This is a genomic window from Rhodoferax sp. ZS1R8 (genome assembly GCF_056521325.1).
Genome location: NZ_JBWMBA010000003.1, coordinates 98,169 through 115,066, shown reverse-complemented (window position 1 = coordinate 115,066; position 16,898 = coordinate 98,169). Strand labels below are relative to the sequence as shown.

At 60.6% G+C, this 16,898-nt stretch carries 15 protein-coding genes; 7 read left to right on the top strand and 8 right to left on the bottom strand.

Going from position 1 to position 16,898, the window contains the following annotated elements; all coding sequences use genetic code 11:
* Nucleotides 1-16: 16 nt before the first annotated feature.
* Genes AC097P_RS11420 through AC097P_RS11390 form a run of 7 tightly spaced genes read left to right on the top strand, consistent with a single transcriptional unit; the run spans nucleotide 17 to nucleotide 9,374 of the window.
* On the top strand, nucleotides 17-1,282 hold the full coding sequence (locus tag AC097P_RS11420) for an ABC transporter substrate-binding protein (protein ID WP_479610541.1): 1,266 nt from the start codon (nucleotides 17-19) through the stop codon (nucleotides 1,280-1,282).
* A gap of 39 nt (nucleotides 1,283-1,321) precedes the next feature.
* A complete protein-coding gene (locus tag AC097P_RS11415) occupies nucleotides 1,322-2,188 on the top strand; it encodes a branched-chain amino acid ABC transporter permease (protein ID WP_479610540.1) in 867 nt (288 codons plus the stop codon).
* Between the two features lie 5 nt (nucleotides 2,189-2,193).
* Nucleotides 2,194-3,210 carry a branched-chain amino acid ABC transporter permease gene (locus AC097P_RS11410; RefSeq protein WP_479610539.1) on the top strand — a complete coding sequence of 339 codons (1,017 nt, stop codon included), beginning with the start codon at nucleotides 2,194-2,196 and terminating at the stop codon, nucleotides 3,208-3,210.
* Nucleotides 3,207-3,917, top strand: coding sequence for an ABC transporter ATP-binding protein (locus AC097P_RS11405; RefSeq protein WP_479610538.1), 711 nt, complete (start codon nucleotides 3,207-3,209; stop codon nucleotides 3,915-3,917). The genes AC097P_RS11410 and AC097P_RS11405 overlap by 4 nt, the downstream gene beginning before the upstream one ends.
* Before the next feature lie 3 nt (nucleotides 3,918-3,920).
* Nucleotides 3,921-4,625 (top strand): ABC transporter ATP-binding protein, encoded by a 705-nt coding sequence (locus AC097P_RS11400; RefSeq protein WP_479610537.1) that lies wholly within the window; start codon nucleotides 3,921-3,923, stop codon nucleotides 4,623-4,625.
* Between the two features lie 24 nt (nucleotides 4,626-4,649).
* A complete protein-coding gene (locus AC097P_RS11395; protein ID WP_479610536.1) occupies nucleotides 4,650-5,636 on the top strand; it encodes a TRAP transporter substrate-binding protein in 987 nt (328 codons plus the stop codon).
* Between the two features lie 36 nt (nucleotides 5,637-5,672).
* Nucleotides 5,673-9,374, top strand: coding sequence for a hydantoinase B/oxoprolinase family protein (locus AC097P_RS11390; protein WP_479610535.1), 3,702 nt, complete (start codon nucleotides 5,673-5,675; stop codon nucleotides 9,372-9,374).
* 76 nt (nucleotides 9,375-9,450) lie between these two features.
* On the opposite strand, the gene AC097P_RS11385 is transcribed toward AC097P_RS11390, so the two are convergent.
* The 8 genes from AC097P_RS11385 to rpsA all read right to left on the bottom strand — a co-directional run bounded on the left by AC097P_RS11385 (nucleotide 9,451) and on the right by rpsA (nucleotide 16,884).
* On the bottom strand, nucleotides 9,451-10,242 hold the full coding sequence (locus AC097P_RS11385) for a substrate-binding periplasmic protein (protein ID WP_479610534.1): 792 nt from the start codon (nucleotides 10,240-10,242) through the stop codon (nucleotides 9,451-9,453).
* Between the two features lie 134 nt (nucleotides 10,243-10,376).
* Nucleotides 10,377-11,006, bottom strand: coding sequence for a ComEA family DNA-binding protein (locus tag AC097P_RS11380; protein WP_479610533.1), 630 nt, complete (start codon nucleotides 11,004-11,006; stop codon nucleotides 10,377-10,379).
* A gap of 101 nt (nucleotides 11,007-11,107) precedes the next feature.
* A complete protein-coding gene (gene rfaD, locus AC097P_RS11375) occupies nucleotides 11,108-12,127 on the bottom strand; it encodes an ADP-glyceromanno-heptose 6-epimerase (protein ID WP_479610532.1) in 1,020 nt (339 codons plus the stop codon).
* 26 nt (nucleotides 12,128-12,153) lie between these two features.
* Nucleotides 12,154-13,092: a D-glycero-beta-D-manno-heptose-7-phosphate kinase gene (gene rfaE1, locus AC097P_RS11370; RefSeq protein WP_479610531.1), complete on the bottom strand. Its 939-nt coding sequence runs from the start codon at nucleotides 13,090-13,092 to the stop codon at nucleotides 12,154-12,156.
* A gap of 144 nt (nucleotides 13,093-13,236) precedes the next feature.
* Nucleotides 13,237-14,394 (bottom strand): lipopolysaccharide assembly protein LapB, encoded by a 1,158-nt coding sequence (lapB, locus tag AC097P_RS11365; RefSeq protein ID WP_479610530.1) that lies wholly within the window; start codon nucleotides 14,392-14,394, stop codon nucleotides 13,237-13,239.
* Nucleotides 14,384-14,695: a LapA family protein gene (locus tag AC097P_RS11360; RefSeq protein ID WP_479610529.1), complete on the bottom strand. Its 312-nt coding sequence runs from the start codon at nucleotides 14,693-14,695 to the stop codon at nucleotides 14,384-14,386. Before AC097P_RS11360 ends, lapB begins: the two co-directional genes overlap by 11 nt.
* A gap of 55 nt (nucleotides 14,696-14,750) precedes the next feature.
* Nucleotides 14,751-15,062 carry an integration host factor subunit beta gene (locus AC097P_RS11355; RefSeq protein ID WP_479610528.1) on the bottom strand — a complete coding sequence of 104 codons (312 nt, stop codon included), beginning with the start codon at nucleotides 15,060-15,062 and terminating at the stop codon, nucleotides 14,751-14,753.
* Between the two features lie 139 nt (nucleotides 15,063-15,201).
* Complete coding sequence (gene rpsA, locus AC097P_RS11350; protein WP_209396639.1) at nucleotides 15,202-16,884, bottom strand: 30S ribosomal protein S1; 1,683 nt, start codon at nucleotides 16,882-16,884, stop codon at nucleotides 15,202-15,204.
* Nucleotides 16,885-16,898 lie beyond the last annotated feature (14 nt).

Here is a 16,898-nt window from a genome sequence, read left to right as displayed (position 1 = left end):
TACAAGGAGCTATCAAATGAAGAAATCTCTATGGGCCCGCGTGGCCACGGTTGCAGCCGGTGTCTGCATCAGCTGGAGCGTGCAGGCGCAGCAAGAGGTCAAGATCGGTGTCATTTACCCGCTGACCGGCCCAGGCGCTGCGGTGGGTGCTGAGCTGCGCAATGCGCTGGAGCTGGCAGCGGACGTCATCAACAACGGCGCGCCCGGTATTGCCGACCTGCCGTTTTCCGCCGGCAAGGGCCTGCCCAATCTGAAGGGTGCCAAGATCAAGCTGGTCTTTGCCGACCACCAGGCCAACCCGCAGATCGGTGCGACCGAGGCTGAGCGCCTCATCACGCAAGAGAAAGTGGTGGCCATCGTCGGTGCCTACAACAGTGCGGTCACTGCGACTGCCAGCCAGGTGGCCGAGCGCGCGGGCGTGCCTTTCCTGAACCCCGAGTCGTCGTCGGCCTCGCTGACGCAACGTAACTTCAAATGGTTCTTCCGCACCACGCCCCATGACGACCTGTTCGTGCACAACGCCTTTGAATTCTTGAAAGAGCTGGAGGCCAAGAAGGGCATCAAACCCAAGACCGTGGCGTCGCTCAATGAAAACGGTTTGTGGGGCTCCGAGACCACCAAATTGCAAACCAAGTTGGCGGCAGAGTTTGGCCAAAATCTGGTGAAGCAAGTGTCCTACGCGGCCAAGACCACGCAGCTCACCTCCGAAGTGCAGACCTTGAAAGCGGCCAACCCCAATCTGCTACTGCAATCGTCCTACACCGCGGACGCCATCATGTCCATCAAGACCTACAAGGAACTGGGCTTCCTGCCCGACATGATCCTGGCCAACAACGCTGGCTTTACCGACACCGACTTCATCAAGACGCTGGGCAAGGATGCCGAGTACATCATCACCCGCGAAGTGTGGGCGCTGGACCTGGCCACGCGCAATCCGCTGATCAAGCAGGTCAATGACTTGCTCAACAGCCGTTACAAAATCAACTTCACCGGCAACTCGTCGCGCACCTTCACCGGCCTGATGGTGATGGCCGATGCCATCAACCGCGCAGGCTCTACCGAGCCAGAAGCCATTCGCAAGGCTTTGGTGGCGACCGACATACCCGGCAACAAGCTGATCATGCCGTGGAAGGGTGTGAAGTTTGATGCGACAGGGCAGAACACCTTGGGCCAGGGCATTCTGGTGCAGATCATTGACGGCAAGTACAACACGGTGTGGCCATTCAACATGGCCGCGAAGGATGTGGTGTGGCCCATGCCGAAATGGGACCAGCGCAAATAAGCGCAAGTCTTTAGAACCGATCCCAAAGAGACTTTTTTCATGACTACCGAAATTCTGTTGCAGACACTCGCTTCGGGTGTGCTGATAGGCTTGATTTACGCGTTGGTTGCCATCGGCCTGACCATGATTTTCGGAGTCATGGACATTGTGAACTTTGCCCATGGCGAGTTCCTGATGCTGGGCATGTACTCCAGCTTCTGGCTGTTCTCGCTGTATGCGCTGGACCCGATGCTGACGCTGCCTTTGACCGTGCTGATGCTGTTTGCCTTCGGCGTGTTGCTGTACAGATTGGTCATCGTGCGCATCATGCAGGCGCCCATGCTGTCGCAGATCTTTACGACCTTTGGCATCATGATCCTGCTGCGCGGTGTGGCGCAGTTTTTCTGGAAGCCCGACTTCCGCTCGATCGAAAACTCCGCCGTCAGCGGTACCGTCAAACTGTTTGATATCCAGCTCGGCATGCCGCAACTGGTGGCGGGTGTTGGGGCTGTTGTCATCACCGGCCTGATCTATTTCTTCCTGAACAAGACCCGCCTGGGTGCGGCGCTAGAGGCAACGGCGTCCGACAAGGAAGCCGCCCGCCTGATGGGCATTGATTCGCACAAGATGTTTTCGCTGGCCTGGGGCATTGGTGCCGCCTGTGCCGGTGCGGCTGGTGTGCTGCTGTCCACCTTCTTCCCGATCTTCCCCGACGTGGGCGCCAATTTCATCCTGCTGGCCTTTGTGGTCGTCAACCTGGGTGGTTTTGGCAGTGTGACCGGTGCCTTCTGGGCCGGCATTTTGGTCGGTGTGATCGAGGTCATGGGTGGCCTGCTGTTAGGGCCCCAGTACAAGACTGCCATCGTGCTGGTCGTGTTCCTGGGTGTGCTGATGTTCCGCCCCCAAGGCCTGATGGGCAAAGCGTGAATACCATGAAAAATACTTTTCTCACAATTGCCGCCATCGTGCTGGCCCTGGCACTGCCGATGGTGGTGGATTCGTCCCACCTCAACATGGTCATCCTGGTGTTGATGGCGGCCCAACTGGGCGTGGCCTGGAACATGGTGGGTGGTTATGCCGGCCAAGTATCGCTGGGGCACGCCGCGTTTGTTGGCCTGGGTGCCTACACCTCCACGCTGCTGCTGATCAAGTTCGGCATCAACCCCTGGATCGGCGTGCTGGCCGGTGGCTGCGTGGCTGCGCTGCTGAGCCTGGCGTTTGGCTGGTCGTGCTTTAGGCTCAAGGGTCACTACTTCGCGATGGCTACCATTGCCGTGGCCGAGCTGGTGCAAATCTTCTTTACCGAATGGGAATACGGTGGCACGGCCGTGGGCCTGTATGTGCCCATGGACCACCAAGGCTGGCTGTGGATGAACTTTGCCACCAAGCTGCCCTACTACTGGCTGGCGCTGGGCCTGCTGCTGGTCACGCTGGCGGCCAACCTGTGGATCGAGCGCAGCTACCTGGGCTACTACTTCCGCGCCATCAAGGACGAACCCGATGCCGCCCGCAGCGTGGGCGTCAATATCGCCCGATACAAACAAATCGCCTTGTCGTTGAGCGCCTTTTTCTCCGCCCTCGGTGGCAGCTTGTATGCGCAGAAAGAGCTGTACATAGACCCCAACTCGGTGCTGTCTACCGCGCTATCCATCAAGATGGCCCTGGTCGCCATTCTGGGCGGTGTAGGCACCTTGTTCGGCCCCGTTTTGGGCTCCGTGGTGCTGACCAGCATCGAGGAGTTCACCCGCATCCTGTTTGGCGGTACCGGCCGCGGCACCGACGTCATCATCTACGCCAGCCTCATCATCGTGATCGCCGTCTTCTACCCGACGGGCCTTCTGGGATGGGTTCGCAGTTTCAAGGAACGGGGCCAGGCACGTGCCGATGCATCGCGGCAGCTGGCTGCACATGCGGCGACACAGCAGCCCAAGCAGGGAGAAGCAGCATGAGCTTGCTAACAGTCAATAGCGTCAGCAAACAGTTTGGCGGGCTGACCGCCAACCAGGATGTGTCGTTTACCGTGGATAAGGCCCAGGTGGTGGGTCTGATCGGCCCCAACGGCGCCGGCAAGACGACGATGTTCAACTGCGTGGCCGGCTTCTTTGCGCCGACTGCCGGCAGCATTGTGCTCAACGGTCGCAACATCGCCGGTCTGCCGCCCGAGGCCTGTGCCCGTGCCGGTGTGGCCCGCACCTTCCAGGTGGCACGCACCTTCACCAGCATGACGGCTTGTGAGAACGTCATGACGGCCGCACTGCTGCTGCAGCACAACGTGGCCAAGGCACGCGCAGCCGCCATGGAGTGGCTGGCCTTTGTCAACCTGCAACAGTTTGCCGACAAGCCCGCTGGCAGCATGACCATCAGTGAGCAGCGGCGGCTGGCCGTGGCCCGGGCCATGGCCATTGAGCCCAGCATTTTGTTGATGGACGAGGTCATGGCGGGCCTGAATCCGTCCGAAGTGCGCGAAGCGGTAGACGTGGTGCTGAAGATACGCGCCCGCGGCACCGCCTGCCTGATCGTGGAACACGTACTGGAGGGCATCATGCCCATCGCTGACAAGATTGTGGTGTTGGACCGCGGCGTCAAGATCGCCGAGGGCACACCGCAGCAGGTGTCGAATGACCCCAAGGTCATCACCGCCTACCTGGGAGATTGAAGCATGTTGGAAATCAAAAATCTCAAGGTCTGCTACGACGACGTGCTGGCCATCTCCGATGTCACATTGAAAGTGGAGACCGGTAAGATTGTGGCCCTGGTGGGTGGCAACGGAAACGGCAAATCGACCACGCTGCGTGCAGTCGCTGGGCTCAACCGTGCGGCGGCCGGCAGCATCCATTTCAACGGTGCACCCATCCATGGTATTGCGGCCGACAAGCGTGTGCCGCTGGGCTTGTCGCTGGTGCCCGAAGGCCGTCGTCTGTTCCCGCGCCTGACGGTATTGCGCAACCTGGAGCTGGGCGCCTTCACGCGCCGGGACAAACACGAAGTGGCCAGCAGCATTGACGAGATGCTGGGGCTGTTCCCGATTTTGAAAGAGCGCGCCACGCAGCTGGCCGGCACCATGAGCGGTGGCGAGCAGCAGATGCTGGCCATTGCCCGCGGCCTGATGGCACGGCCCAAGCTCCTGATGCTGGACGAGCCCTCGTGGGGGATTGCGCCCAAGTTTGTCACCAAGGTGCTGGATGTGATCCAGCAAGTCAACGCCACCGGCGTTTCTATTCTGCTGGTGGAACAAAACCTGCAGAAGGCGCTCAACATCGCCCACTATGGCTACGTCATCCAGACGGGCCGCATTGTCATGGAAGGCGCGGGTCAGACCCTGCTGCATGACGAGCACATCAAGAAGGCGTATCTGGGCCTCTAGGCCCGGCCACTGCAGGAGCACCCCATGAAAACGATCTGGATCGCTGCGCTGTGCGCGGCCGGGCTGAGCTACGTCTCAACATTGCATGCTGAGGCCATTACCCCGGCGACCTGGAAGATTGCGACCGGCTACCGCGCCGAGTCCTTCCACACTGAGAATCTTGTGCAGTTCGGGCAGGCGGTGGAGGCGGCCACGAAAAACCAGCTCAAGATCGAGGTGGCACCCAATGGCAGCCTGTTCAAGCTCACCGACATCCGCCAGGCCGTGCAAGATGGCAAGGTGGAGGCGGGCGAGACCATCATGACCAGCATGGTGAAGGACATACCCGTTGCCGGAGCCGATTCCATCCCCTTTGTGGTGGGTTCCTACAAGCGGGCGCAGCGCCTGTGGCAGTTGCAGCGCCCCGGCATGGAGCGGGAATTTGCACAGCGCGGCCTGAAGATTTTGTACGCCGTACCGTGGCCACCCCAGGGGCTCTACACCACGCGCCCGGTTACCAACGCCAACGACTTCAAAAACATGAAGATGCGAACCTACAACCAGACCACCGTGCGCATTGCAGAGATGCTGGGCGCCACACCGGTGGACGTGGCCATGGTGGATGTGGACAAGGCTGTCAGAAGCGGACGTCTCGACGCGATGATCACGTCCGCCGTGACCGGTGTCGAGAACAAGGTCTGGGGCCCCATCAAGTACTACTACGAGATCAGCGCCTGGTACCCCAAGAACATTGTGTTTGTCAGTGCCAAGAGCTTTGATGCCCTGGCACCCGACACACAGGCTGCCGTGGTCAAGGCGGCCAGCGATGCTGAGAGCCGTGGCTGGGTCGCCAGCGAAGCGCTGGCGTACACATCGACCAAGGAATTGCAGGCTAACGGCATCAAGGTAGAGCGCATCTCTACCGACCTGGAAGCCGATTTCAAACGCCTGGGCGAACGCTTCTCACGTGAATGGGTGCGCACGGTGGGCCACCAGGCCAGCGACATCTTTGTTCCCTTTTATTTCAACTAGACCTGCGCGTCACTCTCCATCAAAAGGTTCAACACCATGCAAAACGGCAGCACCCCGTCGGACTCCAAACTGTGGCAATTCTGGATTGACCGTGGCGGCACCTTTACCGACGTCGTGGGCAAGCGCCCAGACGGCACGCTGGTCACCCACAAGCTGCTGAGCGAGAACCCCGAGCAGTATAAGGATGCGGCCGTGGCAGGCATCCGCCATCTGCTGGGGCTCAAAAAAGGTGAGCCCGTCACGCCGGACCGCGTGGGCTGCGTGAAGATGGGCACTACAGTGGCCACCAATGCCTTGCTGGAGCGCAAGGGCGAGCCCACACTGTTGGTCACCACCCGCGGATTCCGCGATGCGCTGCGCATTGCCTACCAGAATCGCCCCCGCATTTTTGACCGCAACATCCAGTTGCCCGAGCTGTTATACAGCGCCGTCGTGGAGGCACACGAACGCGTAGGCGCACACGGCGATGTGATCGAGACCCTGGACGAGGCGCTATTAAAAGCAGAGCTGCTAGGCCAATACGGACGAGGGCTGCGCAGCGTTGCGATCATCTTCATGCACGGCTACCGCTACACGGCGCACGAGCTGGCAGCCAAGCGCCTGGCGCAGGAGATCGGCTTTACGCAGATCAGCACCTCGCACGAGACCAGCCCGATGATGAAGTTCGTCAGCCGGGGCGACACCACGGTGGTGGATGCCTACCTGTCGCCCATCCTGCGCCGCTATGTGGAGCAGGTGGCGGGTGAGATGCCGGGCGTCAAGCTGTTCTTCATGCAGTCCTCCGGCGGGCTGACCGACGCGCACAGCTTCCAGGGCAAGGACGCGATTTTGAGTGGCCCGGCCGGCGGTATTGTGGGCATGGCCCGCACGGCAGCCATCGCAGGTATCCAGAAGACGATTGGTTTTGACATGGGTGGCACGTCCACCGACGTGAGCCACTATGCGGGTGAATTCGAGCGCGAGTTTGAGACGCAGGTGGCGGGGGTGCGCATGCGTGCTCCGATGATGAGCATCCATACCGTGGCGGCGGGTGGGGGATCGCTGTTGGCTTTTGATGGCTCGCGCTTTCGCGTAGGGCCGCAGAGCGCGGGTGCCAACCCGGGGCCGGCCAGCTACCGCCGTGGCGGCACGCTAGCCGTGACGGACGCGAACGTGATGCTGGGCAAGATACAGCCCCGCTACTTCCCCAAGGTGTTTGGACCCCAAGCCAATGAACCGCTGAGCCTGGACGCGGTGCAGACCCAGTTTGCAGACCTGGCAACGCGCACCGGCCTGCCGGCTGAAGAGGTAGCCGAAGGCTTTATCAACATCGCCGTGCAGCAGATGGCCAATGCCATCAAGAAGATATCGGTCGCACGGGGCTATGACGTCACCGCCTACACGCTGCAGTGCTTCGGCGGCGCTGGTGGCCAGCATGCCTGTCTGGTGGCAGATGCGCTGGGTATGACGCGCGTGTTTGTCCATCCGCTGGCGGGCGTGCTCAGTGCCTACGGTATGGGTTTGGCGGACCAGTCGGTGATACGTGAGCGGGCGGTGGAGGTCAAGCTCGCGCCCGAGGCACTGGACGCCATTGGGGTGAAGCTGGATGAACTGGCTGCGCAGGCCGAAGGCGAACTGACGCGCCAGCAGGTCAACCACGGCACTGTCACCACCCACCGCCGTGTGCATGTGCGCTATGAGGGCAGCGATGCGGCGCTGGTCGTGCCCTACCCAACGGTGGGTACCGATGCGAAGGCTGCAACGGCGTTGATCGTGTCCGGCTTCGAAGCCGCCTACCGCCAGCGCTTTGCCTTTCTAATGGACGGCAAGGGCCTGATAGTGGAAGCCGTGTCGGTGGAAGCGGTGATTGCCGGTGACGCACCCCAGGAGCCGCGCCACGCCGTACACCCGCCGCGCGACCTGCAGGCCAGTGGTGCCGTGCGCGAGCGCGTGCGCATGTACTCGGGTGGCCAGTGGGTGGAGGCATCGCTGGTGGTGCGTGAAGACCTGCGCCCGGGCGACGTGATTCCAGGTCCGGCCATCATCGCCGAGAAGAACGCCACCACCGTCGTGGAGCCTGGCTGGCAGGCAACGCTTACGGAGTTTGACCACCTAGCCCTCGTCCGTATTGAGATTCGTGCTATCAAATTTGCAGTAGGAACGACGGTGGACCCGGTGCTGCTGGAGGTCTTCAACAACCTGTTCATGAACATCGCCGAGCAGATGGGCCTACAACTGCAGAACACTGCCTACTCGGTCAACATCAAGGAGCGGCTGGACTTCAGTTGCGCGCTGTTTGATGCCCAGGGCAACCTGATAGCGAATGCGCCCCACATGCCGGTGCATTTGGGTTCGATGGGCGAGAGCATCAAGACCGTGGTGCGCGAGAACGCCGCAACGATGCAGCCGGGCGATGTGTATGTGCTCAATGACCCCTACCATGGCGGTACACACTTGCCGGACATCACCGTCATCACGCCGGTTTACCTGGATGGAAAACCCACGTTCTATGTGGGCAGCCGTGGCCACCATGCGGACGTGGGCGGCACAACGCCCGGCTCCATGCCCCCGTTTTCCACCCGCATTGAAGAAGAGGGCGTGCAGATCACCAACTTCAAACTGGTGGACCGCGGCGTGCTGCGCGAGGCCGAGATGGTGGCATTGCTCAGCAGTGGTGAGTACCCGTCGCGCAACACGCAGCAGAACATGGCCGACCTGAATGCCCAGATAGCAGCCAATGAAAAGGGCGTGCAGGAACTGCGCAAGATGGTGGACCACTTCGGCCTGGACGTCGTGCAGGCCTACATGCGTCACGTGCAGGACAACGCCGAAGAGTCCGTGCGCCGCGTCATCACCCGGCTCAAGGACGGTGCCTTCACGCTGCCGCTGGACAATGGCGCGCAGATCCAGGTGGCGATACGCGTCAACGCCAAGGCGCGCAGTGCGGTTATCGACTTCACCGGTACCTCGCCCCAGCAGATCAACAACTTCAATGCGCCGACCGCGGTCTGCATGGCAGCGGTGCTGTATGTGTTCCGCACGCTGGTGGATGACGATATTCCGCTGAATGCCGGTTGCCTCAAGCCCTTGCAGGTCATCATCCCCGCGGGCTCCATGCTGAACCCCAATCCGCCGGCCTCGGTGGTGGCGGGCAATGTGGAGACATCCAGCTGCATCACCAATGCGCTGTACGGTGCGCTGGGTGTCATGGCAGGCAGCCAGTGCACGATGAACAACTTCACGTTTGGCAATGCGCGCTACCAGTACTACGAGACCATCTCGGGTGGCTCGGGTGCCGGTGCGCTGGTCAATGCTGCGGGTGAGGCCGTCGGCGGCTTCAACGGCACCAGCGTCGTACAAACCCACATGACCAATTCGCGGCTGACCGACCCCGAGATCTTTGAGTTCCGCTTCCCGGTGCGACTGGACAGTTATGCCATCCGCGAAGGCTCGGGCGGAGCCGGCCAGTGGCAGGGCGGCAACGGCGGTGTGCGCCGAGTGCGCTTCCTGGAGGCGATGACGGCCAGCATTTTGTCCAACGGCCGCAGCCACGGCGCGTTTGGCATGGCGGGCGGAGAGGCCGGCGGAGTCGGCACCAACCGTGTGCTGCGCGCGGACGGCAGTGTTGAAGAGATTGGCCATATCGGTCAGGCCGAAATGCAGGCCGGGGATGTGTTTGAAATCGCAACGCCCGGTGGCGGAGGCTACGGAAACCCTGCCCAGCCCTTTTACAAACCAGGTAGTACCCTGAAGGGTTAACGGTGTCTTGGAGGATGCTATATTTATGATAGCCGGTTACGCTTGCTGCATGAGGCCTAGAGGTGGATTTCCTACTTCATTTGACCACCGCAATGGGGCTGGTTTTCCACTGGGAGAAGCTTTGGCGTATCAGCTCATCCAGTGCGCCGGTTCTCTTCAGTACGGCCAGCCGGGCGTTGATGGCTTCGAGCTGGTCGCCGCATTTACCTTTGCGCGTCAGGGCAAGGTAATTTGAGGTTTCGACCAGAAAGGGTGACCTGGCGACAAAGCGGTCTTCGTCACCGCGCTTGAGAAGATGCGCCATACCCGTATAGAAGCCGGTAATGAAATAGTCCAGCCGACCCGCCCCCAGTTTGCTGAAATTGTTTCCGGGACTGTTGGCTTCCTCGATGTTCAGGTGTTGTTTCATGTACTCGTCAAAGCCGTCACCAAATACGTTGCTGCGCGTAATGCCGCCTCGCAGGCCAACCAAATCAGAACGGCTATTGAACGTGATGGGACGCTCCCGTGCAGTGAAGACTGCAATTGGGTTGATGAAAGCGGCCGTCTTTGGAAACAGTAAGAACGCTTCGCGCTCGGGTGTCTTTTTCAGCGTGGCGACCATGTCGATGTCACCGCGCTCGGCTGCCGCGATGACTCGGGGGAAGGGTCCCAAGTAACGTACTTCGTACGGAATTTTTAGATCTTCCAGCACGCGTTTGGCAATGGCGATGGACGCACCCTGCATGTTGGTGCCGTCATACCAATGCAGTGGCGGGTAATCGGGGTCTGCGGCAAAGACCAGTCGATCGCACTCGGCATGCGCACAGCAAAACGCGCCCGCTATGTAGAACGAGAAACCAAGCTTCACCAGTTGCATCGGGATCATGTTTCCGCCTTCGTTGACAGTTCTGGTAGGTGCGTTAGACGCGAGCATACGATGGTGTCATGTTTGCCGCAATGGTGGTTGCAGAAGTAAAAAAACCCGCCGAAGCGGGTTTGTGGGTAGTAGGGTAGTAGGGCCTATTTCTTGGCAGAGCTTGCCGCAGCCTTGGCTGCACTGGCTGCAGGGGTAGAGGGAGCTGCAGGGGTAACCGGTGCTGCTGGGGCCGCCGCGTCAGCCTTGGCCTTCTTGGCGTCTTCCTTGGCTTGCTTTGCAGCGTCTTTCTTGGCCTTGGCTTCTTCAACCTTCTTGGCCTTTTCCTCTGTCTTGGCTTTCTTGGCTTCGTCGGCCTTCATCTTGGCTTCGGCCTTGGGGTCTTTCTTTTCTTCCTTGGCAGCGGGGGCGGCTGCAGGTGCTGGTGTCGCAGCGGCTGGGGCTGCTGCGGCAGGTTTGGCATCGGCCTTGGCGGCTGGGGCGGCAGGTGTTGAAGGTGCTGCAGCTGCGCCCTTGAAGCCTGCGCCGTTCACGGTCAGGCCTTCAGCGGAGAACTTGGCGGCATTGCCGTCGCCCACGCCTTTGACGCGGTCAATGAAATCGTTCCAGTCCTTGAAGTTACCTTTCTTGCGCTCGTCGAGAATCTTGGTGGAGATGCCAGGGCCAATGCCCTTGATGCCATCGAGTTCAGCGGCGGTAGCCTTGTTGACGTCTACCGCGGCAAAGGACAGGCTCGCAAACAGCATGGCCGCAATGGCCAGAAGATTTTTCAACATGTGCTTTCCTTCAGAAGTGGAGGGGGTGAACCGTAAGGTTGGCACCAGAGGCTGGTGTCTCCTGCACAACGCGCTGTGCGCTGCGCTGGTTGACCAGTACCTTATAGGCCAGCGGTCAGAGCCTGCACGTAGGATCGCACGCCGCTTTGCACGTTGGCAAATACGTGCTGGCACCCGGTACTGCGCAGGGCGCTGAGGTCGGCCTGCGTGTAGCTCTGGTACTTGCCGCGCAGCGCATCGGGGAAGGCGATGTACTCGATGAGGCCATCGGTGGCAGCCTGTTGCAGCGACAACGCCGCCTCGCCCCGCTGTTCGCGCAAGGTGTTGACCACGGTAATGGCCACGTCGTTGAACGGTTGGGCATTGCCCGTGCCCAGATTGAAGATGCCGGATTCACCGGGGTGGTCGAAGAACCACAGGTTCACAGCCACCACGTCATCGATGTAGACAAAGTCGCGCATCTGGCCGCCGGCTGCGTAGCCCCCGTAATCGCCAAACAGCTTGACCTTGCCCTCGGCATGGAACTGGTGGAACTGGTGGTAGGCCACGCTGGCCATGCGGCCCTTGTGCTGCTCGTGCGGGCCATAGACATTGAAATAACGAAAACCAACGACCTGGTTGGTCTTGCCCGCCTTGGTGCGCTGAAAATCGTTGCCGCATTCGCGACGCATGCGCTGGTCGAACAGCAGTTTGGAGTAGCCATAGACGTTCAGCGGGTGCTCGAAGGCGGGCTCTTCTCGGAAGGTGTCCGATCCGCCATAGGTGGCAGCCGACGATGCGTATAGCAGGCGTGCGCCGCGTTTTTGGCAGGCGTGGAACAACTGGCACGACAGCGTGTAGTTATTGGCCATCATGTATTTGCCATCCAGCTCCATCGTGTCGCTGCAAGCACCTTCGTGGAACACGGCTTCGACCTGGCCGTAGGCCCCGTTGGCGAAGGCGTCGTAGAAGGTGTCAGCGTCCACGTAGTCGGAGATGCGCAGGCCCGCCAGGTTGCGGAATTTGTCGCCTTGCTTCAGGTCATCCACGGCGATGATGTCGTCCACGCCGCGCGCGTTCAGACCTTTGATGATGTTGCTGCCAATGAAGCCAGCGGCGCCCGTTACAACGATGCGTGTCATGGTGTTTCCCTCTGTCTCTGCGTTCTTCAGCCGGCCGCAAACAATTCGTCGTAGCTGACGGTGGCCGTGCCGAACTTGCCGACTACGACGCCGCCCGCCCGGTTGGCAATGGGCACGGCCTCGCGCAGACCCATGCCTGCGGCCACCAGGGCTGCCATCGTGGCGATCACGGTATCGCCAGCGCCGGTCACGTCGAACACTTCGCGCGCGACGGCGCTGACATGCAGTTCGCCCTGGTCATCGAACAGCGTCATGCCCTCTTCGCTGCGGGTCAGCAGAATGGCGTCGAGCTTGAACTCCTTACGCAATGCGTGCACCTTGCTGCGCAGCGCGTCTTCGTCAGCCCAGGCGCCTATGACCTGTTGCAGCTCGGCACGGTTGGGTGTGATGACTGTCGCGCCGGTGTAGCGCGCAAAGTCGCTGCCCTTGGGGTCAACCAGAATCGGTTTGCCGGCAGCCCGCGCGCGCGCAATCATGTCGGTGATATGGCCCAGGCCGCCCTTGCCGTAGTCGGAAAACAGCACGGCGCCGTGCACGGGCAGCAGGTTCTCAAACGCCGCGGTTTGCGATGCCAGCAACTCGTTCTTGGGCGTGTTCTCAAAGTCCAGGCGCAGCAGTTGTTGCTGGCGCCCGATGACCCGCAGCTTGACCGTGGTCTTGAGTTCGGCATCGCGCCCAAAATGGGGCTGGATGCCAGTTTGCGCGACCAGGGCTTCGAGCTTGTGGCTGGCCTCGTCATCACCCACCACGGTCAGCAGCGATGCTTGAGCGCCCAGTGTGACGACGTTGTAGGCCACGTTGGCTGCGCCGCCATTGCGTTCTTCTTCACGCGTAATGCGCACCACAGGCACCGGCGCCTCGGGCGAGATGCGGTCCACCGCGCCGTACCAGTAGCGGTCCAACATCACGTCGCCAACCACCAGCACCTGGGCGGTGGCCATTTTTTCTTTGGAAATTATCTTCATCTCTTTTTACTTCAATCGCATGGCAAGAAGGGAAGTCTTCCAGAAATGCCGTGGAACCGGCTTTGCCGGGCCGCAGGCGTTGCCCCCTGCAAGGGGGAAAGCGCAGCGACACGCAGTGCGCGGAGCCGGGGGGTGGGTGTCATCCTATAGTTCTTCTACACGACGGGCAGGGTAGCTGTCCCAGGCCTGGCAGCCGGGGCATTGCCAAAAATGTTGCTTGGCTTCGAAGCCGCAGGCCGCGCAGCGGTAGCGGGTCAACGGCTTGACGGCATGGTCCAGTGCGCGCTGCACCTGGGGGTGGAATTGTTCATGCTCCAGCTTTTCGCCGGCAATCCATTTGGCAGCGGCCACCAGGGACGGCTCATTCTCCAGGTGGCGGGCGTACCACTCGCGCGCGGTTGCCGTAGGGGACCCGCTGTCGGCTTCGAGCGCGACGATGGCATCCAGCACGTCCAGTGACGGGGTGTGCGTGTAGACCGTCTTGAGGCGCGCCAGAATACGGCTAGCCTGGCCAGCCGCTGCGGCGTACTGGGCCAGCAGGGGAGCGATCAGCGCGATAGCGTTGGGTGCGGTACTCAAGGCCTGTGTCAGCGTCTCGCACGCCAGCGCGGGTTTATCTTCCAAGAATTGCAGGCGGGCCAGGTCCATACGGGGGCGCGGCGCATCGGGCGCAATATGCATGGCCTGCGTCAGGTATTCCAGGGCCTGGGCCAGATCGTTGGCGGCAACGCAGGCGGATGCCTGCTCGCAAAGGTAGTGCGACAAGCGGCCCTTGAAACTGCCCTGGCCGGTGGATTCCAGCTTGTGCGCAATCTGTGCGGCGTGCTCCCAGTCACGTGAGCGTTCGTAGTTGGCCAGCAGTGCCAGGTGCGCCTGGGCTTCGAAGCGCGTGCCGTCGAGCTTGAGGAGGGCTACTTCTGCACGGTCCAGCAGACCGGCTTTCAGGTAATCCAGCGCCAGCGCGTGCTGGGCGCGGTGCCTGTCATCCTGCGCCAGATCACCGCGCGACAGCAGATGCTGGTGCACACGTACGGCCCGCTCGTATTCGCCGCGGCGGCGGAACAGGTTGCCCAGTGCAAAGTGCAGTTCTGACGTGTCTGGGTCGTTCTGAACGGCTTCGATGAAGGCGTCGATCGCTTGGTCTTGCTGTTCGTTCAGCAAAAAGTTCAGGCCCTTGAAGTACGCCTTGGGCGCCTGGCGGTTTTCCATGCGCAGCTGGCGCATATCGAAACGGGACGCCATCCAGCCCAGTACGAAGACTATGGGCAGCGCCAACAGAATCAGGCTCAGGTCAAATTCCATAGGGTGGCTGCTGCGGCACAGCGGGCTTCTCGGGTGTGGCTGCGGGGGATGCGGGAGTGGCGCGGCGTGCCGCAGCAGCTGCCCGACGGTGCTGCCACCAGCGCGGCACCATGCCCAGTACGCCAATGACCAGACCGATGGCAAATGCGATCAGCACAACCAGCACCAGCGGCGCTGTCCATTGCTGGCCGAAGAAAAACCGTACGGTGGCATCGTGCTGGTTGTTCAGCGCGAATGCGAATAGGGTAAAAAAAATGGCCGCTTTCAGCGCCCACTTCAATAACCATGCAACTTGTTTCATCGATCTCCCCGGTGGCAAGGGATTCTAAACGCCACTCGCGTCGCGGTCCGGCAGATCAGGGGTTGACCTTGGCTTCGATCTCGGCCGTGCGCTGGTCTACGGATTCACGCAGGGCTTTGCCTGGTTTGAAATGGGGTACGCGCTTCTCGGGGATGGCGACACTTTCGCCGCTGCGTGGGTTACGGCCCATGCGGGGAGGGCGGTGGTTGATCGAGAAACTGCCAAAGCCACGGATCTCAATACGGTGCCCGGCGACCAAGGCGTCGTTCATGGCGTCCAGAATGGCCTTGACGGCAAATTCGGCATCGCGATGGGTGAGCTGGCCAAAACGGTTGGCGAGTTCTTCAACAAGGTCGGAGCGTGTCATGGGCGAAAGGGTATTTTTAGTCCAAGAAAAAACGGCCGGTACCCAAACATTTGCTTGGGGCGCCGGCCGTTTATTCAGTTCAACAGCATGTCAACAATTCGTGCGGGACAGATCAGTGTGTGGCCGGTCCCCAAGCGAATTAATTGTTGTTGTCGAGCTTGGCACGCAACAGAGCGCCCAGGCTGGTCGTGCCAGCGTTTTCGCGGGCAGAAGACTGGCTCAGGGCAGCCATGGCTTCGCCTTGGTCAGCCATGTCCTTGGCCTTGATGGACAACTGGATGTTGCGGGTCTTACGATCCACGTTCACAACCACAGCGGTCACTTCGTCGCCTTCCTTCAGCACGTTACGGGCATCTTCCACGCGGTCGCGGGAGATTTCGGAAGCGCGCAGGTAGCCGATGATGTCGTCGCCCAAATCGATCTCAGCGCCCTTGGGGTCAACAGTCTTGACCTTACCGGTCACAACCTGGCCCTTGTCGTTGATCGACACGAAGGTGGTGAATGGATCGGAATCCAACTGCTTGATACCCAGGGAGATACGCTCGCGGTCCACGTCCACAGCCAAGACCAAAGCCTCGACTTCTTGACCCTTCTTGAATTCGCGCACAGCGGCTTCGCCGGTTTCGTTCCAGGACAGATCGGACAAATGCACCAGACCGTCGATACCAGCAGCCAGACCGACGAACACGCCGAAGTCGGTGATGGATTTGATCGGGCCCTTGACGCGGTCGCCGCGCTTGGTGTTTTGAGCGAACTCTTGCCATGGGTTGGCCTTGCACTGCTTCATGCCCAGGGAGATGCGACGCTTGTCTTCGTCGATTTCCAGAACCATGACTTCGACTTCGTCACCCAGGGCAACGATCTTGGAAGGTGCAACGTTCTTGTTGGTCCAGTCCATTTCGGACACGTGGACCAGGCCTTCGATTCCGGGTTCGAGTTCCACAAACGCGCCGTAGTCGGCGATGTTGGTGATCTTGCCGAACATGCGGGTCGACTGGGGGTAACGGCGGTTCACGCCCATCCATGGGTCATCACCCATTTGCTTCAGACCCAGCGAGACACGGTTCTTTTCGGTGTCGAACTTCAGGATCTTGGCAGTGATTTCTTGACCAGCTGTCACCACTTCGGATGGGTGACGGACGCGGCGCCATGCCATGTCGGTGATGTGCAACAGGCCGTCGATACCGCCCAGGTCCACGAACGCACCGTATTCGGTGATGTTCTTGACCACGCCCTGAACCACAGAACCTTCTTTGAGGGTCTGCATCAGCTTGGCGCGCTCTTCGCCCATCGAGGCTTCGACCACGGCACGGCGGGACAACACGACGTTGTTGCGCTTGCGGTCCAGCTTGATGACCTTGAATTCCATGGTCTTGTTTTCGTACGGAGACAGATCCTTGGTAGGACGTGTGTCAACCAACGAACCGGGCAGGAAGGCACGGATGCCATTGACCAGAACGGTCAGGCCGCCCTTGACCTTGCCAGAAGTGGTACCGGTGACGAATTCGCCGGATTCCAGAGATTTTTCCAGAGACATCCACGAAGCGAGACGCTTGGCGGTGTCGCGGCTGACGATGGTGTCGCCGTAGCCGTTTTCCATGGCCACGATGGCGACGGACACAAACTCACCTACTTGAACTTCGAGTTCACCCTTGTCGCTCTTGAATTCGGACAATGGAACATACGCTTCGGACTTCAGGCCGGCGTTGACCACGACGAAGTTGTGTTCGATGCGAACGACTTCAGCGGTAACGACTTCACCGATACGGGTTTCCGAGCGTTTTTGTGACTCTTCAAATAGGTCTGCGAAAGATTCTGACATTTGCTTTGCGGCCA